This is a genomic window from Armatimonadia bacterium (assembly GCA_039679385.1).
Taxonomy (GTDB): Bacteria; Armatimonadota; Zipacnadia; order Zipacnadales; family JABUFB01; genus JAJFTQ01.
Genome location: JBDKVB010000040.1, coordinates 1 through 20,772 on the forward strand (window position 1 = coordinate 1; position 20,772 = coordinate 20,772).

A 20,772-nucleotide genomic window follows, 5' to 3' on the forward strand; every position below is an offset into this window, starting at 1 on the left:
TGTGTGCCGTCGCGGAGGAGACACCCGCCGAGGCGTCTGTGGCCCTCCTCGAAGTCCACTCCTCCGACCGTGGCCCTGATCGCCCGGGACAGGCACGGCCCTGGAAAGCCGAGTCCTATCGCTGGCGGACCCAGCGAGTCAGCGTGCCGCTGCGACGCCTGGGTGGTGCGCTGATCCTGGTGAGCGCAGGTCTGGCAGTCTTCACGGCTCGCCGGCGCAAGGTCCGACTGCTGGTGCAGAACGTGGGTGGCGCCGAGGCGGAGTTGGAGGTCCTTGGGCTGCCCTCCGGCGTGGGAGTGGTGTGGGAGGAAGCCGCGGCGCAGACCTCCGACGGGCTCGTGCTCGACGTGTCCCTGGCCGAGTCCACTCCTTCTGCGGGCGTGCCCAACCAGCGCTGTCGACTGAGAAGCGGTGCTGCCGCGTACCTGTGGCTCCTTGCCGAGGAGTCCTTCGCCGGCACGGCTGAGGCCGCCATCGCCTCTGCGGAGGGCAACCGCTATCCTCTTGTCCTCCATGCAGAAGAGAACCACATCGCGCCCTCCCTGGTGAGCCGTTGGACGCTGGGCATCGACTTCGGGACCGCCAAGTCCGCCGTCTACTACACGGACAACTGGGTGCCGGTGACGCAGCGTCGGCCCCAGCCGATTCTGTGGCCCACGACACCCCGGGCGACGGACCGCACAGCTCCGGTGACCCGCTCCGCCCTCCTGTACCGGGGTGAGAGCAAGGTTCCCCTTTGCGGCCATCAGGTTCCCGTGGCAGCCGGTGCAGAGGCCGAGAACGAGCTTGTGGTCGAGTCAATCAAGACCCTGCTGCGCCAAGATTCGGGTGGGATCAAGGTCGATTTGCCCTCGGGCGCGCAGGTGACCCCGGTGGAGATGGTCGCGCGGTTCCTGTCCTATGTACTGGAGGAAGTGCGGCGCAATGAAGCCTTCCGTCAGGGCACCGGTCTCGATGCGCGAGTAGTGCTGACGCTGCCGGTGATGGAGGACCGCGACACCTTCTTGCGCCAACGCGAGAGCACACTCCAGGCAGCGGCGGCGGCCGGACTGGCGGTGGAGGACGTGCTGACGCCCAGCGAGCCGGAGTGCGCCGCACTGGACCTGATGCACTGCCTGCGACGCGGCTACTACACCTTCGACGGCAAGCCCTACCAACTGCAGGAAGGCGAGGTGATCCTCGTCCTCGACTGCGGTGCTGGGACGACTGATGTCGCAGCCCTGCGCGTCAGTCTGGATAGCGGCACCTTTCACGCTGAGCAACTCGCCGCTGCGGGCTACCGGTTCGGCGGCGACACGGTCGATGACCTGCTCTTGTCGTGGCTGCTCGAGGAGCGGGCGGACCGCGTCGAGTTCCAGTGGCGCGGAGCACGGGCCTTCCTCAAGCTCCCGGAACTTGCGGATCCGATGCCCCTGGCCGCCGCCCGTGAGGAGTGCCGACGGGTCAAGGAGAGCCTGTTCATCGCCGGTGTCGGGGACGCCCCGCGACCCTTCAGCACCGACCTGGGTAGCTTTCAGATCGGCCCCGCTCATGTGGAGCGCCTGATGGTGCCCTTCGTCGAGGCGATCCTCTCCCAGAGTCTGCTGCCGGATCCGCGCGAGCTGTTCCCGGCCCTCGACCGACGGTTGGATGACCGTCTGCGCGAGGCCCTGTGGCGCGAGATGAGCCGCCGTGAGGGTCACCGGACGCGACCCCTGGAGCAGATTCTGCGCGAAGCGAATCTGAAGCGCAGTGATGTGGGCTTCCTGTTCATCACCGGCGGCACGGGCCAGATTCCGGTTCTGCGCAACCGTCTGGGCGCCTTCTTCGGCCCTGGCACGCGGGGCGTCGTCGCGGGTCCTGAAGACTGCACCGTCAACGTAGCCCGGGGCGCTGCGCTTTACTACGACTACCGGATCAGTGGAATCCTGCGCTGTGGGATCGACCTCGTCGGGCGCCACGTGGACAGCGCCGAGGAGCTCTTCCGTGAGCAGGCTCTGACCCCGGGGGCCTTGCCGGGCCCTGAGGTGCAGCGTGCGGTGCTGCTCGGTGCGCACCAGTCGATCGAGTTGTCCCTGGAGGCCGCCTATCCCGGTCAGGGACCACGCGGTGCTGTGGCCCGGCACATCCTTAGGAATGGAAGCCCGGAGGCCCGGCAGCTTGTGGTCACGCTCCGCTATGGCAGCGACCATGCCCTGGTCTGGCAGGCGGCCTTCGCAGACGGCGAACCGGCGGTCCCGTGGGAGGAGGTGCTGCAGGCGTGAGACCGGCTGACGACCCGGACCTCAGGCCACTGGCACACCGTGTCGGGGAGATGGACATGTCGGGTCTCGCCTCGGGTCTGGCGGCGCTGGATGCCCAGGCACGACGACAGGCAGCAGCGCCTTCGCTGGAGACCGTGACCGCTCCCTGCGAGGCTGCACTGGAGTCCGCCGAGAGGGCGACTGCAGCCACGCCGGAAGAGACGGCAGCCCTGCAGGCCGCCGTCGAGACACGCAGGGAAGCGCTCTCGGCCCTGACAAGGGCGGTGGCGGAGAAGCTATCCGCCCAGGGTCAGCCGGCCGAGATCGGGCAGGGCCTGCGACGCCTTGAGCAGATTGTCTACCACGAGCCGCAGTTCCCAGAGGTGGAGCGCCCGGTCGAGGCGGCCTCTGCGCTGCAGAACTTCGACCGCTGCTATTCCGAGTTGCAGTCAAAGGCACGCGACGTGCTTCAGTCCTCCCTGGGTCTCTGCCCGATGCCTGACCAGACCGGTCAGCCCGTCGATCCGCAGTTGCATGAGGTCGTCGCCAGCGAGGCAGGCACGGACCGAAGCCGTGACAACACGGTCACCCGGCAGGAAGGCACGGGTTGGAGACTGGGCTCGGAAGTCCTGGTGAAGGCCACGGTGATCCGCTACACCTGCGCCGAGGGAATCTCGCCCTTCCCGGATCTGGGTGAGCTCCCTGCGCAGGAGACCGACGCGACGATGTGGGGAACCAGACGCAGCAGCGACGACGAACATCCGCAAGATAGGTAGACCGATTCGGCCATGTCTGGGATCCTAAGGGTAGAACTCGAACCGGAGGCGGAGTGCCACAATCCCGCCTGTCGGGCGCGCCTTGAGCCGCCGGACGCGGAGCATCGTTACTGTCCGGTCTGCGGCGAGATGCAGTTGTTCGAGTGCGAGCTTTGTCCCACTCGCCCGGGCCGGCTTCTGCGTGTTGCCGAGGAGTCCGCTTGCCCGGGCTGCGGTGCGGTGTATGTGCTGTGCTCCGAGTGCCGGCGTCCCGTGCCGGTCACTTCCGGCGAAGCACTGGTCTGCCCCGAGGGCTGCCACGCTTCCTTCCGTGCTGCGCGACGGGGAAGCTGTGCGCCTTTGGGCACTGCGGAACGCACGCGAGCGGTCGAGGTCAGCCCGACACGGTCCACAGACGAGCCGAAGACACTCTGGCACCTCGGCGAGCCGGTATCACCGGCGGTGTGCCACTACGGTCGCGTCTACTTCGGCACCTCTCGGGGCACGGTGCGCTGTATCGAGGAGGACACCGGCGAAGAGGTGGCCGGCTGGAAGCAGGGGGTGGTCCTCGCGGAGGATGCGCTGCAGCTACGTGAGGCAACGCTGGACGCCTCAGGTCGGTATCTGCTGGTTGCGCAGGGCGACAGGCTCACCGCGCTGTCCCTATCTGATGGTGAGCCCTGTTTCGAGCTACAGACGGCAGAGGGGGCAACCTGGGCAGCTTCCGGTGACCGACTCCTCGTGTGCGAGACCAGGGAGCAGGCAACGCGTCTGCGGCTGTGGGACGTGCTCGCGCTGCACCGGGGCAAAGAGGGACTGCTGCAGGAGCACACGCTGCCCAAAAGCCCAGAAGGTCGTGCGTGTTCGTGGCCCGCGCCGACTCAGGATTCCTTCCTGGTCGTCAACCCGGCAGGAGACCTTCTTGAGGTCTGTCTGGAGGCCAACAAGGAACCAGGGACGCTGTGGGCGAATTCTGGAAACACCTATGTCTCTGCGCCCGCTGTGGTCGGGGGGCAGGCGTATCTACTTGCCCACGACCCAGCCCGGGCTGGATGGGTAGTGCGCCTCGGTCTGGGAGGCGGTGCCGTCGGTCAGACTCGGCTCTCAGGGATCACGCCTGCCTACGTCGGGCTGGGGGTTGCCGGGCGGCGTCTTTACTTGTTTGATGGCCAACGCGACTTCTGGGAGCTGGACCTGAGGGCGCCGACGGCTCCACCGCGGGCGATCTTTCATGGGGTCGAGCTGACGGGCGATCAGGCGCTGGAGAGCTTTCTGGTGCTTACAAACCCGCGCAGCGGAGGAGACTGGCTGGTCTCCGTGGCGGGCAGTAGCGGACGCTTGCTGGCTCGCATGGTACACACGACTACGCAGGAGCGGCCGTCGATCGGTCCTGAGCTGCCTGCCGACTTGGCTCTGGCTGCTTCCGACCGCCGGCTGTTCATCACCGACCTGGCTACAGGTGAGGTTTTTGTTCACCCGATACCGCTTTCCTGACGGCGACACCCGGACAAGGCGAAGCGTGGCCTTGCGATCACGCCAGGCCCTCCGACCGGCGATCCTGGGTCTCCTGATTGCCCTGAGCCTGGCACTCGGCGGCTGTGTGAAGCTGGGCACGGCGGAAACCAGGGCGCCACTTCCGCCACCAAAGCCCCAGGCACCACCGGCGCCGGTCCGCTCGGAGGCCTACCCGGTTTTCGACCAGTTGCGACAGGACCTGCTGCGCCGGGAGCCGGCCCTTGGCAAAGTGAACTGTGCCTTTGCCATCGGGGTGGATGTCTCGGGCAGCTCCCACACCAGCCAGGTGCTTGAGTACACGACGAAGCTGCTCACCGACGCCGGCCGGTACTTCTTCTCGCCCGGCGACAAAGTCGTCGTCATCCCCTGGGACAGTCGCGTGCGCGAGGACCACGTGCATGAGTTCGACGTCGTCTCCGGAGACAAGGCCGTGAGCGATCTGCAGGCGGCCTTCGAGGGCCTCGAGAACCTCGTCGAGCCGGAGAGCCGTGGCAGCAACCTCCTGGACGCTCGTGGCTACTGCATGGAGAAAGCCCTCGGCTATCAGGACAGGAGCGAGGGGAAGCTGTGCGGCGTGGTCCTGATCTTCACCGACATCCGCACACCCGACATGGCCTTCTCGCGGCAGGTCTACGCACCGGACAAGCTGCGGCGACTGCGGTCGAAGCTGACGGAGAGCGACAGCAGCGAGTTCACGGTCGCGGCCTACCAGGCGGGGGAGAAGACGCAGATCATCCTCCACTCGCTGGTGGGGAAAGCGCAGCAGACAACCGCAGCCGCGAGCGTCAACCGCACTCGAAGTGCACCCGCGGCGACGCGACCGGTATCGACGCCGCCACCACCTCCGCCGCCGGATACTTCGGGCGCACGAGCCCTGCTCATCGTGGTGGCGCTGGTCTGTCTGCTGGCCATGGCAGCCTTGCCCTTCACCTGGCGCCATCGCCTGGCCATCGGTGACGTGCGCGAGAGTGTGCGAGCCCTTGGCGGGCGCTTCAAGGTGCTGGCGGGCCAGGGAATCAGTCCGCGAGGCGCCGTGTATGTTCGTGCGCCGGGCCTCGAGGGGCAGACGCTGGTGACGCTTGAGGGGCGAGGACCGCAGCTTGTCGCCATCGCTCGCAGTGGCGTGCGCCTCAATGACGGACGCAGCGAAGTGGCGATTCCGCTGGGTCGTCCCTGTACGCTGAGACTGTCCATTGACGGTGTGCCGGGGGAGCAGAACCTCGAGGTGCAGACGCAGGAGTTCTTCGCATCGAATACGGGCCCGATCCTGGGAATGGCTATCGCCTTCCTGGTGGTCGTGGCCTGCATCATCGGCTAGCTGTCTCCAGGACCGGCGGACCACCTGCCGGCGCGCTGGGCCGAAGCCTGACGGAGGCGAGAGTCTTGGAGCAAGTGCTGTACCTGTTCGCCATGCTGCACAACGCCCATGACCTGGGGTTGATGTTGGGTGTGCTGGTCGGCGCCTGGATCGCGTCCCTGCTCATCTTCTGGGTGTTCTTCAGCGGCTGCTCCCTGGGCGCCGGCCTCTCGATGCGAGTGGGCTGCACCTTCGGTGTGGTCCTGATGCTCATCTGCACCTGCTTCATCTTCCGCGACCTCAAGGAGTACTTCATCTGGTGGCACTACACGCCGGGGCCGACGCCCGCGGTGATGGCCGACGCGATTCTCCTGTGGGGGCTGTCGGTCGTGTGGCTGATCCTGATCTGGGCGATCTGGCCGAGGCCGCGACGTCTTGAGGCCGCGCTGTGAGGCGGCCGGCTGGTTGCACGACGGAATGGTCTGCGCGTATGAAGGAGCCTGACTGATGCCCACGACCTTCAATCCCGTCTTCATCCTGGCGCTCGGGGGAACCGGAACGCAGGTAGCGCGACTGCTGCGCGACCGTCTTGCCTGGCGCTATGGAGACCCGGCGAACATCCCCTTCGTCCGGTTCCTGTTCGTCGACACCGACCACAATAACCCCGATGCTGCGGGGCCTGACGGGATTCAGATCAACCCGCCGGGAGGCCAGATCGACCGGATGCTGGCGCATCCCGAGGAGTTCGACCATATCGGTCTGAAGGACTGGATCGATATGGACGCGCTCAAGCGAGCCGACAAGGGCGGCTTCCAGCAGGGAGCGGCCGGCATCCGCATGTTCGGCCGCCTGGCCCTGCTCAGTTCGCAGAGCTTTCAGAATCTCTGGCAGCAGATCAGCCGCAAGGTCAAGGAGATCCTGACCGTCACCGACACCGACATCAAGGACCAGTTGGGCCTCGATCCGAACGCAGAGATTCGCGTCGGGCCTGCGCGGTGCTATGTCATCTCCTCAAGCTGTGGCGGCACGGGCAGCGGCACCTTCATCGACGTGGGCTACATCCTCCACGAGATCCTGCAGAAGGAGGGCCTGGACGCTCGTCGCCTCGGCATCCTGGCCATTGCCCGCCAGGATGCGACCAGCGAGCGGCAGTTCACTCGCAACACGGCGGCCAGCCTTTCGGAGCTGGACTACTACAACCGCAGCGGGGTCATCTACGATGCCAAGTTCCCGCAGCAGGGAGCCGTGAAGACCCGGGCAGCGGCCTTCGACTACTGCTACCTGGTGTCGCCCTCAGGCCCGAAGGGTCCCCTGGGCTTCAGCGAGTTCCTCAGCAGCGTGGCCGAGTACATCTACGTTGATGTGATTGCCCAGACCCAGGAGGCGCAGTCACGCCGTGACGACTTCGGCCCCGACATGGCCGAGTACGATCTGGACGGCTACCCGCTGCGGTTCCTGACCTTCGGCGTCTCCTCGATCGAGTTCCCTGCCGACGTGTGCCACAAGGCCTGCACCTATGGGACGATCGCCGAGTTCGTGGAGGCGTGGCTACAGACCGATGGACGACGGATCGCCAACGATGGTGCGCTTCCCCTCGACCCGGGAGATGCGGACAAGCTTGCGCTGAACCAGGCCCTCGGTGTCGCGTCGACCCGGGTCGAGGACGACCCGGTCCTGGAAGAGCTCACGCAGGTTCCGGAGGACCTCGCCGACGTGCTGGGCGGCGTTCGACCGCAGGACTGGATGAACCAGGAGATCCGCAAGCTCTTTGAGGGCGAACCGGATGCCAACGCCTTCAGCGACCTCCAGCGCAGACTCGACCAGGCCTTCTCCAAGGAGGGGTACTTCACTCGCTGTGTAGAGCTGAACCTGCGACGACTACGGGGCGGCCGGTGGCTCGAGAACGCCTTGCTCCAGACGCTGCTTCCCGTGGTCTTCGACCTCAAGCGCGGTCCTCGCTATGCGCTCGGATTGGTGCGCGGTCTCCAGGCAGGTCTGGCGGATGAACTCAAGCGCATGGATGCTGAGATCAAGCGTCCGGCAGTCGGTGAGTACACCCTGGAGGATGCGCGGCAGGCCGTCGAGGCCGTGCGACGCGACTGGCTGCTGCGAGTTCCGCCGCTGATCGGGTTCACCTGGATCAATGAGAGTGCTGCACGCCGTGAGGCGCTCAAGCCGCGAGTCCTGGTGTGTGACGCCTACAACCGCAGAGCCGAGCAGTTGGTCATCGGGGCCAAGCGGCAGCTCTATGCTGAGCTCCTTGATCCGGCCCTGAAGGCCCTGGAGTCCCGCCTCAGCAACCTTCTGCAGTACCTGACGGCGTGGCACAACGAGGCTGGCCAGGAGTACGCCGAGATCCTGGCACGGCCGCTGGATCGCCGCACCGCGATGCTGTTCTCCGAGCAGGTTGTGCAGCTCAAGATGGACCGCGTGATGAAGGACGTGGATGAGGGCACGCGGGACAAGTTCTACCTCTCGCTGTTGGAGCCCACGCGAACGGCAGCTCTACGCGAGGCGCTCACGGCGACTCTGGACCGCGATGAGAGCCGGGCCTTCACGGCGGCTTACCCCCGAGATGCCGCCCGTGGTGGCGCCATCCAGTTGCGGTACGTGGAGGCCATCGTCGAGACCTTGCGCGACAGGTACCGGCAGCATGCGCCTGCCGGCCAGCCGCCGATCATCTATGACGAGCGTGCCATCGAGCGCTTCCAGGATGCCGCCGTGGAGAGCGCCGGGCTGAGTGCGGAAATGGGGCAGGTAGTGGACGAAGCCATGGAGATGGCCGAGCTCAACCTGCAGCACCCCAAGTACTCCGACCTTCAGCCGGTCAACCCTCGCGACGGTTGGTGGGCCTTCTTCAGCGGAGCGCAGGCGGCCAACGAGTGGACTGAGTTCAAGACACAGCTCTCCAACGGGGTGAACGCCCTCGCTGGAACCCGTGGCGTGTCGGCTCCGAACCCGGACAAGTGGCTGCAGGAGATCGCCGATCCGTACATGGTGATCCTGCTGCGCGAGCGGGCCGCCTTCCCCAGTCGCATCCTGCGCGGCTATGACATCTCCGAGCGCGAGGAGAAGATCCAGGGCAGCCGAGCAGTCTCGGCAAGGGTCCCGGAAATGACCGCCTTCTCGCGCACCGGTATTCGTCCGCAGCCACCCAGTGAGCGAGACCTGCGTGAGGCGGAGCAGTTCTTCCTCGGTGCGGTCCTGCTGAACTTGCTGCAGTACTCCCAGGAACGCCAGGAGTTCAGTGTAGAGCTTGCGCAAGCGCCGGGACTGCCACGACGGTTGCTGACTCTGTCGAACGACTTCTCGGTGACCGTCAGCGATCTGGCATACCGGAACGAGACGCGCACCATCCTCGCAACCATGCTGCAGGACAAGATCAACCAACTTGGCAAGGAGCAGGCGCTCGCCGTCACCTCCGCCGTCAAGTCGCGGATCATGGTCACGGAGACCGGGGAAGCGCGGACGCACGAGATGGCCATTTTGGGCCTGCGCGGTCTGGGCGACGCTCAGGCCTCCAACATTGTCCGTGGCTTCGAGGCGAACATGGGGCTGGCGCCCGAGGGTCAGCGTCCCGCCGATCAGCCGCACCCGTACGCGGACCTCAACCTCGATCCAGCTCCCGGACGCCGGCCGGGGTACTACTGCCGCAACCGAGCGTGCCAGGTGTTCCTGGGCGGAGAGCTGCAGACCGTGCCACCTCAGTGCCCGAACTGCGGACGGTCCTTTGTGCCCTACACGGCCTAGGGGCCGCAAGACAGCCGGGCGCTGCCGCATCAGACAGTTCGTGCCCTACAGGAGCTGAGCGAAGATGGCTTACTACAACCCGCGCCTCATCGGCGGATCGCTGGACGCCGGTGCTCTGCCCAGGACAGGCCTGGCAGTCTTCCTCGCCGTCCTGCTTGGTCTGGGCTGTGTTGGCCTGGCCCTGGGCTATGCCCTGTTCGGCGGCGATGTGGTGGAGCAGATTCGCCGCGCGACGGTGTGGATTCGCGTGGATGGCGAGAACGAGGGCACGGGCGTCATCATCACGGAGGACGGCTACATCCTCACCGCTGCCCACGTGGTGAAGGACGGGAAGGCCAACCTCATTGAGGTGGTTCTCAACAGCGGCCTCAAGAGCGCCGAGACCTTGCATGCCCAGTGCACCGAGCATGTAGGCGCGACGGGCAGACCCTTGCCGGCGGAGATGGGCAAGGACTACGCGCTGCTCAAAGTCGAAGCTCGCAAGCCATTGCCGTATCTGCCGGTCATCGGAAGCGATGCAGTCCAGGAGGGCATGTCGTGCTTCGTCGCGGGCTTCCCCTTCGGTGAGCAGATGCAGACGAGTATCTACGGGCCCAACATCCGCATCGACCCCGGGCACATCACGGCGATCATGCGTGGGGGAGAAGAGGGACCGCAGGCCTTCAACGTCGATGTAGCAATCCGCGAGGGAATGAGCGGCGGCCCCTGCACGGACGATCGCGGGCAGGTGATCGGGATCGCGGAGATGTACAGCGAGCAGGCAGCGGCGAATCTGGTCCTGCCTACTTCTCGCTTCAAGCACGTGTGGGAGCCCCTGGTGAGGTCCCAGTAGACGAGGCCCCTGGGGCGCAAGGCCGGTCCTTGCAGCCGCAGGCTCCTTGCGATGAACCCTCCAGCGCCACTGGTGCCGTCAGGCCAGTGGCGTCTTCGGTTCTGCAGCTTCCCCAACCTCCGCCCTCTGAAGTGCCGAGTTGGTCATCCTGCCACCTGGCCTCACCTCGCCTGGAGAGGTGACCTTCCTTGCGTGCACGAGAGGAATACTGGCAAGAGGAGGACAACGATACACATATTTGGCAAGGGTATCCAAGCAAAGAAGGAGTCTGGAGGACGTCCGTTGAAAGAACCCCTGTCGCGGTAGCGATAGGTTAGCGCACCGGCTTCGCAGCGCAATATCCAGCAAGGGAGGGCCGTAGCATGCGTGGACAGAGGCCCCATCGGGGTCTGGCCGTGCTCGTTATCCTCTTGCCGGTCGTTGTGTTAGTCATGTGGGGGTGCCAGCCGAAGGCGCCCACGGGCCCCGAGCCCGGAGTTCAGCCCACGCCTGCGGAGGAGAACCAGGCTGCCACGCCGCTGGAGAGCGGCGCTAAGGCGCCAACAGGCGAGCCAGTGAAGGTAGGCGCCATCTTCAGCGTTACCGGCAACAACGCCCCTCTGGGCGAGCCGGAGAAGAGGGCAGCCCAACTCATTCAGGAGGAGATCAACGCGAAGGGTGGAGTCCTTGGACGGCCGCTTCAGGTGATCGTCAAGGACGACAAGACAGACACGACCGAGGCAGTGAACGCTGCCAAGGACCTCATCAACACCGAGAAGGTGTGCGCCATCATCGGTCCCAGTGGGACGCCGACCACGATGGCGATCGTACCGACCATGGAGGAAGCGAAGGTCCCTCTTGTCTCCTGCGCGGCCGGCATGAAGATCACCAACCCCATCAAGCCCTACGTCTTTGCGGTGCCTCAGACCGACACTCTCGCCGTCGCCAAGATCATCGAGTACCTCAAGGCCAACCGGATCGAAAAGGTCGCGACGATCTACGTCAAGGACCCCTACGGTGAGAGTGGCCAGGAGCAGCTCTCGACGCATCTGTCGAAGGCGCAGATCAAGATCCTCGGCAGCGAGAGCTACGCCAAGGACGACACGGACATGACGACGCAGTTGACCAAGCTGCGCGGGTTGCAGCCCCAGGCCATCATCTGCTGGGGCACGAACCCCGGACCGGCTCACGTCGCCAAGGGCATGAAGAAGCTGGGCATGACGATGCCGCTGATCCAGAGCCACGGCGTCGCCAATGCCAAGTTCCTCGAGCTCGCGGCTGATGCCGGTGAGGGTGTCATGCTGCCCGCAGGTCGGCTTGTGGTCTGGGAGGCCGTGCCGGACTCTCACCCCCAGAAGCCTATCCTGAAGTCCTTCGCGGAGGCCTTCAGGGCCAAGTACAGCAAGGACGCTGACACCTTCGCCGGGCACGCCTACGATTCGCTGCACATCGTGATCAGCGCCATCGAGGCCGCGAAGAGCACCGAGCCGGCCAAGGTCCGCGACGCCCTTGAGAAGACCAAGGACTTCGTTGGGACTGCGGGCGTGTTCACCTACACCCCGCAGGACCACAACGGGCTCACCAAGGACGCCTTCGTCTGGGTCAAGGTCGAGGGCGGCAAGTGGAAGCTGGCCGAGTAGGTCTGCTGAGCGGCACGGGCTCCGCGGGCCAGAACGAAGCGTAAGCAGGTCGGGGAGCGGCAGGGGCTTGACCTTGCCGCTTTCCGACAGTGTACCGGCCCCGGTGCCCCGGAGCTCCGCTGCCCTTCCCCGCGACGGAGCGGGCAACTCTTCCTGTTAGGTACTCCATGCACCTGGCGGATAGCCTCCTTCAGTTCACCGTGTCGGGCATCGCCCTCGGCGCCATCTATGGCATCGTTGGCCTCGGATTCACGATCATCTTCAACGCTACCGGTGTGATCAATTTCGCCCAGGGCGAGTTCGTCATGCTGGGCGGACTGGTGGCGGCTACCCTCGTCTCCCTTCATGTGCCGGTCGCCCTTGCACTCCCCATCGCCGGCTTTGCGGTGGCGATCGTCGGTCTGCTGGTGCAGCGCCTGGCGGTGCAGCCCCTAACGCGCTCCTCGGTGATCTCCATGGTCACCGTCACCATCGGCGTATCGGTCTTGCTGCGAGGAGTCGCCAAGGAGCTCTGGGGTCCGAACTCAGTGGCGATGGCGCCCTTCTCCGGGAGTCAGCCGCTGCATCTGGGGACCGCTGCGGTTGAGCCCCAGGAAGTGTGGGTGGTGGCGACCGTCCTGGTGATCGTGGTGGGTGTGCAGTTGTTCTTCGAGCACACCATGGTCGGCAAGGCCATGCGGGCTTGTGCCATCAACCGCGCGGCAGCGCAACTGGCCGGGATCAGCGTGGACCGCATGAACCTGCTCGCCTTTGGGCTGAGTGCGGGGATCAGTGGCCTGGCCGGAGTCGTCCTGGCTCCGCTGACCATGGTCTCCTACTCCTCGGGGACCCCGATCGCGGTCAAAGGCTTCTGTGCGGCGATCGTCGGCGGCCTCGGGAACAGCGCCGGTGCAGTGGTCGGTGGGATTCTGCTGGGTATGCTCGAGTCCCTGGGGGCCGGCTTCATCAGCTCGGACTACAAGAACGCCTTTGCCTTGCTCGTACTGCTACTGGTGCTCGTCCTGCGGCCCAGTGGTCTGCTGGGCAAGCGCACCGACCGAGGGTTGTAGGCAGATGACCACGCCACGGGCCCGCTCCGTCTTCCTGGGTTCGCTCCCGGTGCTTGCGCTCGTGGTGGGCGTGGTCGCCTTCCCACTGGTCTTCCGCAACAACTACGTTCAGTCTGTGGGGGCGACCATCGGCCTCTATTCGCTGGTGGCCCTGGGCCTGTGCCTGCTCATTGGCTATGCGGGGCAGGTGTCCCTGGGGCATGCGGCCTTCTATGGCCTAGGCGCCTACTCTTCCGCGGTCCTGACTACCCGCCTTCATTGGGACCCGTGGCTGGCGATGCTGGTCGGAGCCGTGCTGACCGGGGCTGTGGCCTGGCTGGTAGGAAGGCCGACGCTGCGTCTGCATGGGCACCACCTTGCCATGGCGACACTGGGCTTCGGCATCATCATGCAGATCGTGTTCATCGAGGGTGATGAGCTAACCGGCGGGTTCGGCGGCATCACCTCCATCCCGCCGTTGCGAATCGGCGGCCTCAGCATTACCGGCGACGTGCGGAACTTCTACGCGATCTGGGCTGTGGTCGTTCTCTGTGTGATGGCATCGCGGTGTCTGGTGGATTCGCGGGTCGGTCGGGCGTTGCGGGCGATCCACGATAGCGAGACGGCCGCCGCTGCCTGCGGCGTGGACGTGTCAACCTACAAGGTCCAGGTGTTTGTGCTCAGCGCAGTCTTCGCCTCCGTAGCGGGGAGTCTCTACGCCCACTATATCACCTTCGTGAGCCCCGATCCCTTCAGCCTGGCTTTCTCCATCCAGATGCTGGTGATCGTGATCGTCGGCGGCTCACGCAACGTCTGGGGCGCTCTGTTAGGGGCTGCCTTGATGACGGCCCTGGCGCAGCAGATCGAGAAGACCGATGCCATCAAGGACCTCAGCGATGTCGCCTACGGCCTGGTGCTGGTGCTGTTCATCGTCTTCATGCCGGCCGGTCTGGCTGGAGCTTTGTCGAAGGGGTTGGCTCGGGTCAGGGCGCAGAGGGCTGATGAGAATGCCTGAGGCTCTCCTCAGCGCCCACGAGGTCAGCATGTCCTTCGGCGGCGTCAAGGCCCTCGACAGCGTGAGCCTGGAGGTCCGACGCGGTGAGGTGCTCGCGATCATCGGCCCGAACGGCGCGGGCAAGACCACGCTGTTCAACATCCTGTCGCGGACCTTCCCACCGACCGGTGGCGAGGTCGCGTTCCTGGGACATTCCCTGGGACATCGGCACGCCCACGAGGTCGCCCGTCTGGGGATGGCGAGGACCTTCCAGAATCTGCAGGTCTTCGGGCAGATGACCGTGCTGGAGAATGTACTGGTCGGCTGTCACGTCCAGGGCCACGCCGGATTCGTTGCAGCGTCTCTGCGTCTGCCCTTTACACGCAGAGAGGAGAAGGCTCTGCGTGAACGGGCCGAGGAAGCTCTGCAGCGAGTGGGGCTACTGGAGCGTGCCGGCGAGTTGGCGGCGAACCTGCCGGTCGGCCAGCAGCGGCTTCTGGAACTCGCTCGGGCCCTCGGAAGTACGCCGCAGTTGCTGCTGCTGGACGAGCCCGCCGCAGGACTGACGACTCGCGAAACGGCGGTGCTGTCTGCACTGGTCCTCAGGCTGCGGGAGGAGCTCGGCCTGACGGTTGCGCTCATCGAGCATGACATGACGCTGGTGATGGGAATCTCGGACCGCGTGGCCGTCCTCAATCACGGACAGAAGATCGCCGACGACGTCCCCTCTGTTGTCCAGAAGGATCCGCAGGTGGTCGCAGCCTACCTCGGCGTCGGCGACTAGTGCAGAACGGTCCCGTCGTCGAGGGCTGTGCGGAAGACAGGTGCGTGTATGCCCTCCTTCTTGCGAGTGACGAGTCTGGATGCCTTCTATGGGCCCTTGCATGCCCTCAAGGCCGTGTCGCTGCACGTCAACCAAGGAGAGATCGTGGCGCTGCTCGGGGCCAACGGGGCGGGGAAGAGCACGACGCTGAACACGGTGTGCGGACTGCTCACTCCGCGCAGCGGAACGGTGGAGTACGACGGGTGCAACATCACCGGCGCAAGGCCGGAGCGGATCGTGAGCCTTGGCCTGACACAGGTGCCCGAGGGTCGGCAGATCTTCGGCGACCTCTCGGTGCGCGACAACCTCCTGCTGGGTGGCTACGTGCGCTGGCGCAGCGGACGACGCCAGGAGGTAGTGGCCGACCTCGACCGCATGGTGGAGATCTTCCCGATCCTGGAGGAGCGCATGTACCAGCGCGCCGGGACGCTCAGTGGCGGCCAGCAGCAGATGCTGGCGATCGCCCGAGCGCTCATGTCCAGTCCCCGGCTGCTGCTGCTCGATGAGCCGTCGATGGGCCTAGCCCCGCTGGTGGTGAGGGACATCCTTGCCACGGCAGCGCACCTGCGGGCCGAGAACGGCACAACGATTCTCCTGGTCGAGCAGAATGCTGCGGCAGCCCTCAAGATCGCCGACCGTGGGTATGTGCTCGAGACGGGGCGCATAGTGCTGGAGGGAAGCGCGAACCAACTCCTGCGCGACCGCGAAGTTCAGCGGGCCTACCTTGGGAAAGACTACGAAGAGGTGTGACTATGGCCCCGAGTGCAATCTGGAGTCCTGAGCGCGAGACGCTGCCGCGCAGTGAGATCGAGCAACTCCAGCTCGAGCGGCTGCAGGCCACCATCAGCCGGGTCTACCGGAATGTCCAGTTCTACCGGCGGATGTTTGAGCAGCATGACCTCGTGCCGGAGGATTTCAGCTCCCTCAAGGACCTGCGCAAGCTCCCCTTCACCACCAAGGACGACCTGCGCCAGGCGTACCCGTACTCGATGTTTGCCCTGCCGCTGCGCGAGGTCGTGCGCATCCATTCCTCCTCGGGCACCACAGGTCAGGCGATTGTCGTGGGATACACCCGCAACGACCTGGACCACTGGACCGAGTTGGTGGCCCGTAACCTCGTGGCCGGAGGCGTCACCAAGGAGGACGTGGTGCAGATCTTCTTCGGCTACGGTCTCTTCGCCGGCGGCTTTGGGCTTCATCAGGGAGCCGAGCGAATCGGGGCCTCGGTGATCCCGGTCTCCAGTGCGGACATCGAGCACCAGGTCAAGGTGATGCACGACTTCCGCACAACGGCGCTCGTGGGGCTGCCGAGCTATGCTCTGCGGATCGCTCGTGCCGTGGAGGAGATGGGGATCGACGTCGGGTCACTTTGTCTACGCATCGGCGTCTTCGGCGGCGAGCCCTGGTCGGAGGAGACCCGCACCCAGATCGAGGAGCGACTGCGGATCAGGGCGACGGATATCTACGGGCTGGCGGAGATCGGCGGCCCCGGCGTGTCCTGCGAGTGTGAGCAACGCTGCGGGCTGCACGTAGCGGAGGACCACTTCCTGGTGGAGATCATCGACCCGGTCACCGGCGAGACCTTGGAGCCGGGTCAGACGGGCGAACTGGTCTTCACGACGGTGGGCAAGGAAGCCTTCCCACTCCTGCGGTACCGGACGGGCGACCTGAGCAGTCTTGACCTGGAGCCCTGCCGGTGTGGGCGGACTCTCGCCCGAATGAGCCGAGTGCATGCTCGCACCGATGAGATGTTCATCATCCACGGCGAGAACGTCGACCCGCAGGGGATCGCCGCCGTGCTCAGTCAGGTGAAGGGTGTTGGTCCGCACTTTCGGGTGATCGTGGATCGGACTCGCGGCGAGGACAGCCTGGAGGTTGAGGTGGAGCTTGCCAGCGTACTCGCCGGGGACACCGTCGGCAGCATCGAGCGCGTGGCCGAGGAGGTTACCGATCGCTTGCAGCGACTGCTGGGGTTCGAGCCCACGGTTACTATCGTGGAGCCCGGGTCCTTCAGCAGCGGCAGCAAGGCCGCCCGCGTAGTAGACAGGAGGAATCTCTAGCCCGGTCGGCGCACAATGAAGGGGTATGCGGGGCTGCTGTGGTTCCACGGCAAGCCGCAACCGGGAAGGAGAGCCCAAGCCTATGGAGAGCATCGCCGTCCTGATCGTCGCACTCATTCTGTGTATCGCGGTGCCGGTGTTCAGTGCCCCTCTTCCAGACGAGACGCCTCCGGCAATCGACGAATGGGGGTTCAGACCGCTGGACGGTCAGCCCTCGCCGGTTGACCCGCCAGGTTTCGTCTGGCGACCCCAGACGGATGCCGTCAGTTACGAGCTGCAGGTGTCGAAGGATCTGCAGTGCGCTGCAACCTTCTACGAGGTCAAGGGCCTCGACCTGTACTGCCATTGCCTCGCGAAGACCTTCGGAGCCGGGAAGTACTACTGGCGGTTCCGCTTCGTGACCAAGGCCGGAGAGACGTCGCAGTGGAGCTCGATCCGCAGCTTCACCGTCGACGCGAGGGCCCATGCCTTCCCGATGCCGGCGCGCGACGAACTCCTGTCACGCATTCCGACAACACACCCGAGGCTGTTCCTGCGCCCGGAGGACGTAGCACGCTACCGCGAGCTCGCGAGCGGCGCCTTGAAGGACCGCTGGGACCGGCTCGTGGCCGACTGCGACAAGATCCTCAAGAACCCGCCGGACATCACTGAGCCGCCGACTTACCCGCCCGACGTGAAGCGTGGGGTGAATGACGATGCCTGGCGCAAGATCTGGTGGGGCAATCGCACGCGGGTGGAGAGCGTCTGCGGGAGTGCGGCGACCCTTGCCTTCGTGTACATGGTCGGAGGCGATGAGAAGTACGCCAAAGAGGCGCGGCGCCTGATCCTCGCAGCCTGCGAGTGGGACCCGAAGGGAGCCACCGGCTACCGTTACAACGACGAGGCCGGGATGCCCTTCTCGTACCTCACCACGCGCACCTACACCTGGCTGTACAACTACCTCAGCGAGGCCGATCGCCAGAAGATCCGCGACCTCATGACGATCCGCGGGCAGGAGATGTACAACCACCTGTCCGGGAAGCTGCACATCTGGAAGCCCTATGACAGCCACGCCAACCGGGCCTGGCACAAGCTGGGCGAAGTGGGCGCTGCCTTCTACGGCGAGATCCCCGACGCGGCGAACTGGGTTTGGTTCGCGATGAACGTGTTCTACAACTCCTACCCCGTATGGAACGACGATGCGGGCGGCTGGCATGAGGGCATCTCGTACTACACCGGCTATCTGACCAAGATCACCTGGTGGCTGGCGACCCTCAAGTCCACCTTCGGGATCGACGGCTTCCAGAAGCCCTTCTTCGCGAAGGTCGGCAACTTCCCGCTGTACGTGGTTCCCCCGGGTGAGACTCTGGGCGGTTACGGCGACTTGTCCTCAGGATTCACGGCGAAGGGGTGCAGCGCGACCGTGAGCATCTTCGCACGGATGGCCCAGAACCCGTACTGGCGCTGGCTGGTGGAGAACTCCGGCGGGTCCGATCTCCCGGGCGGCTATATGGGCTTCATCTACGCGACGACACCGGGGGTGCCGGCCAAGGCGCCCACCGATCTTCCCGGTTCGGTGCTCTTCCCGGGGATCGGCGTGGCGGCGCTGCACAACGACCTGGTGAAGCGTGACAACGACGTCCAGTTTATGCTCAAGGCCTCGCCCTTCGGCAGCCAGAGTCACGGCTACGACGCGCAGAACTCCTTCCTGCTCAGCGTGGGCGGCGATCCGGTGTTCGTGGCGACGGGCAAGCGCGACCTGTACGGGAGCCCGCATCACAGCAACTGGATGTGGGAGACCAAGAGCACGAACTCCATCCTTGTGAACGGACAGGGCCAGGAGAAGCACGCACGGAAGCACCAGGGGGACATCACCGGGTTCTCGACCTCGCCCAGCTTCGACTACGTCGTCGGCGAGGCGGCCAAGGCCTACCCCGGACGTCTGAACCGGTTCACCCGTGCGGTGCTGTTCATCAAGCCGCGCACCCTGGTGCTGTTCGACGCGCTCGAGGCCCCGGAGCCGAGCACCTTCCAGTGGCTCCTGCACAGCAACGAGGAGATGGCGCTGCAGGGCCAGACGATCAGCGGCCACGGAAAGAAGAACCGCGCGAGTCTGCAGATCCTGTCACCGGCAGGCCTGCAGGTCAGCGAGACCGACCAGTTCGATCCGCCGCCACAGTCCTGGGTCACACTGAAGCAGTGGCATGTGACCGCGGCGACGGCGGAGAAGCAGTCCAGCGTGGACTTCGTCTCGGTGATCCGTGCTGCCATGGCCGGCGAGTCGGCCAAGGCTCTCAAGGCCACTTCGCTGCAGGCCCCGGGCGCCCTGGGCGCGGACATCGAGCTCAGCGACGGTCGGGCACTGGTGGTGTGGCGCAAGTCAGGCACCGGTCCGGTGACCTGTGGCGACGTCTCCACCGACGGCCAGATCGCCTGCATCGTGCTCGATACCAGGGGCGAGGTGCGCGACGTCTTCGTGTATGGTGGCGCCTCGGTGAGCTACAAGGGCCAGCGAGTCGCGGCCGGTCAGTAAACACAAGGGGGTCGTACAGCAGTCGGGGAGGTGACGGACAATGGATGCTCTCAGTCGACGCAGGTTCGTGGTGAGCGCCGGCGTCGCAGCAGCCGGAGCGCTCAGCGCCCAGAGTGTGCTCGCGCAACCGGCCGCCGGCATGCCCGGTCCGGGACTGCACCAGGTGGCTGCCCTGAAGTACCCGCCGGAGACTGTGCGCGGGATCTCCGCGCAGGTGATCACCTGGCACCATGACACGCACTATGCCGGGTATGTGAAGAAGCGCAACCAGATCGAGGAGCAGATCACCAGGCTGGGCCCGGGTACGCCGGGCTTCGATGGCCGGGTCTACGCCGGCATCAAGCGGGATGAGGCCTTCAACGCCAGTGGCATGATCCTGCACGAGGTCTACTTCGACAACCTGGGCGGCGACGGCAAGATCGGTGGCGGCCCGGCGGAGACTGCCCTGAAGTCAGTATTCGGGAGCCTCGAGGCCTGGCAGGCGGACATGATCGCCCTGGCCATGCAGGCCACCGGCTGGGCACTGATGTGCTACGACCCGAGCGACGGCCGCCTGCACGACTACCTGGTCGAGGCTCACCAGTTGGGCGCAATCTGGGGAGCCGTGCCGATCGTGGCTCTGGACGTATTCGAGCATGCTTACTACCGGGACTTCGGGCCGGACCGAGCCAAGTACCTGCCGGTGTTCTTCGACAACCTGCACTGGGGCCGCATCAACGAGCGGTTCCGTGCAGCGACCGGAGTCCTCTAGGCATACCCGAACCGACGCATGGATACAGAGCGGGGCAGACCCTCAGGGCTTGCCCCGCTTTGGCATATCTCGAGGTGGCTATCAGCGCGGCAAGGTCGAGTTGGGGCTCAGCGCGTCCACCAGACCGATGGAGGCGTAGCAGGCGTAGATCCAGTCGTTCATGATCCACTTCTCCTGCCGCATGAGCCGCCACAGACTCGTCGGCGAGGTGTCGGCGCAGAAGGCGTTCAGGCTGCGTGCCCATTCGGCCGTCGTTGCAGCGCCCGGGGCATAGTTGTGCTGCGCATAGCCGAGAGCGAAGCAGGTGAGGGCGGTTCGGCCGGCACTCTCCAGCCACCAGGGCTTGCCCGAACCGGCCAGTCGGGCTACTGAACGCTCGCGCAGGGCGTCCTCGATCTCCTTGCGGAGCTGCGGGTCGGGCAGGCAACGGTGCGCCCAAGACAGGTTCTCCGACGCCGAGCCGTAGATGCCTGTGGATCGCGCCAGCAGCCAGCGGACATCGGCCGCCGCCTGGGCCTGTTGCTGCGCCGTCCCGAAGATCGCCGCGTAGGCTGCTGCGGTGCCGATCGTGCAGCCGATGGTGTAGGTGTTCAGCTCCGGCGCGTAGATGCGTT

The 20,772-nt window shown here is 65.6% G+C and carries 16 protein-coding genes; 15 read left to right on the forward strand and 1 reads right to left on the reverse strand.

The window, feature by feature from the left end; all coding sequences use genetic code 11:
* The 15 genes from ABFE16_03865 to ABFE16_03935 form a co-directional block, all read left to right on the forward strand.
* Nucleotides 1-2,243, forward strand: a 2,243-nt coding sequence (locus tag ABFE16_03865; protein ID MEN6344414.1) for an Hsp70 family protein, incomplete at its 5' end; no start/stop codon positions are given.
* Entirely contained in the window at nucleotides 2,240-2,998 is a 759-nt protein-coding gene (locus ABFE16_03870; GenBank protein ID MEN6344415.1) for a hypothetical protein, read from the forward strand. The genes ABFE16_03865 and ABFE16_03870, both read left to right, overlap by 4 nt.
* A gap of 12 nt (nucleotides 2,999-3,010) precedes the next feature.
* Nucleotides 3,011-4,471, forward strand: coding sequence for a hypothetical protein (locus ABFE16_03875; protein ID MEN6344416.1), 1,461 nt, complete (start codon nucleotides 3,011-3,013; stop codon nucleotides 4,469-4,471).
* Between the two features lie 31 nt (nucleotides 4,472-4,502).
* Nucleotides 4,503-5,810: a hypothetical protein gene (locus ABFE16_03880; GenBank protein ID MEN6344417.1), complete on the forward strand. Its 1,308-nt coding sequence runs from the start codon at nucleotides 4,503-4,505 to the stop codon at nucleotides 5,808-5,810.
* Between the two features lie 65 nt (nucleotides 5,811-5,875).
* Entirely contained in the window at nucleotides 5,876-6,241 is a 366-nt protein-coding gene (locus ABFE16_03885) for a hypothetical protein (GenBank protein ID MEN6344418.1), read from the forward strand.
* A gap of 55 nt (nucleotides 6,242-6,296) precedes the next feature.
* Nucleotides 6,297-9,539: a tubulin-like doman-containing protein gene (locus ABFE16_03890; GenBank protein MEN6344419.1), complete on the forward strand. Its 3,243-nt coding sequence runs from the start codon at nucleotides 6,297-6,299 to the stop codon at nucleotides 9,537-9,539.
* Between the two features lie 64 nt (nucleotides 9,540-9,603).
* A complete protein-coding gene (locus tag ABFE16_03895) occupies nucleotides 9,604-10,371 on the forward strand; it encodes a serine protease (protein ID MEN6344420.1) in 768 nt (255 codons plus the stop codon).
* Nucleotides 10,372-10,733: 362 nt separating this feature from the next.
* Nucleotides 10,734-11,990 carry an ABC transporter substrate-binding protein gene (locus ABFE16_03900; GenBank protein ID MEN6344421.1) on the forward strand — a complete coding sequence of 419 codons (1,257 nt, stop codon included), beginning with the start codon at nucleotides 10,734-10,736 and terminating at the stop codon, nucleotides 11,988-11,990.
* Nucleotides 11,991-12,157: 167 nt separating this feature from the next.
* Nucleotides 12,158-13,039, forward strand: coding sequence for a branched-chain amino acid ABC transporter permease (locus ABFE16_03905; GenBank protein MEN6344422.1), 882 nt, complete (start codon nucleotides 12,158-12,160; stop codon nucleotides 13,037-13,039).
* A 4-nt stretch (nucleotides 13,040-13,043) separates the two neighbouring features.
* Nucleotides 13,044-14,033, forward strand: coding sequence for a branched-chain amino acid ABC transporter permease (locus ABFE16_03910; GenBank protein MEN6344423.1), 990 nt, complete (start codon nucleotides 13,044-13,046; stop codon nucleotides 14,031-14,033).
* Entirely contained in the window at nucleotides 14,026-14,796 is a 771-nt protein-coding gene (locus tag ABFE16_03915; protein MEN6344424.1) for an ABC transporter ATP-binding protein, read from the forward strand. Before ABFE16_03910 ends, ABFE16_03915 begins: the two co-directional genes overlap by 8 nt.
* A gap of 48 nt (nucleotides 14,797-14,844) precedes the next feature.
* Nucleotides 14,845-15,585 (forward strand): ABC transporter ATP-binding protein, encoded by a 741-nt coding sequence (locus ABFE16_03920; GenBank protein MEN6344425.1) that lies wholly within the window; start codon nucleotides 14,845-14,847, stop codon nucleotides 15,583-15,585.
* Nucleotides 15,586-15,587: 2 nt separating this feature from the next.
* Nucleotides 15,588-16,895 (forward strand): phenylacetate--CoA ligase, encoded by a 1,308-nt coding sequence (locus tag ABFE16_03925; protein MEN6344426.1) that lies wholly within the window; start codon nucleotides 15,588-15,590, stop codon nucleotides 16,893-16,895.
* Nucleotides 16,896-16,977: 82 nt separating this feature from the next.
* The gene (locus ABFE16_03930; protein ID MEN6344427.1) at nucleotides 16,978-19,407 is read left to right on the forward strand and encodes a DUF4962 domain-containing protein; all 2,430 of its coding nucleotides are present in this window, start codon (nucleotides 16,978-16,980) and stop codon (nucleotides 19,405-19,407) included.
* 40 nt (nucleotides 19,408-19,447) lie between these two features.
* Nucleotides 19,448-20,158 carry a Fe-Mn family superoxide dismutase gene (locus ABFE16_03935; protein ID MEN6344428.1) on the forward strand — a complete coding sequence of 237 codons (711 nt, stop codon included), beginning with the start codon at nucleotides 19,448-19,450 and terminating at the stop codon, nucleotides 20,156-20,158.
* Between the two features lie 81 nt (nucleotides 20,159-20,239).
* Here ABFE16_03935 and ABFE16_03940 read toward each other — a convergent pair.
* Nucleotides 20,240-20,772: hypothetical protein (locus ABFE16_03940; GenBank protein ID MEN6344429.1), on the reverse strand; the 533-nt coding region annotated here is incomplete at its 5' end.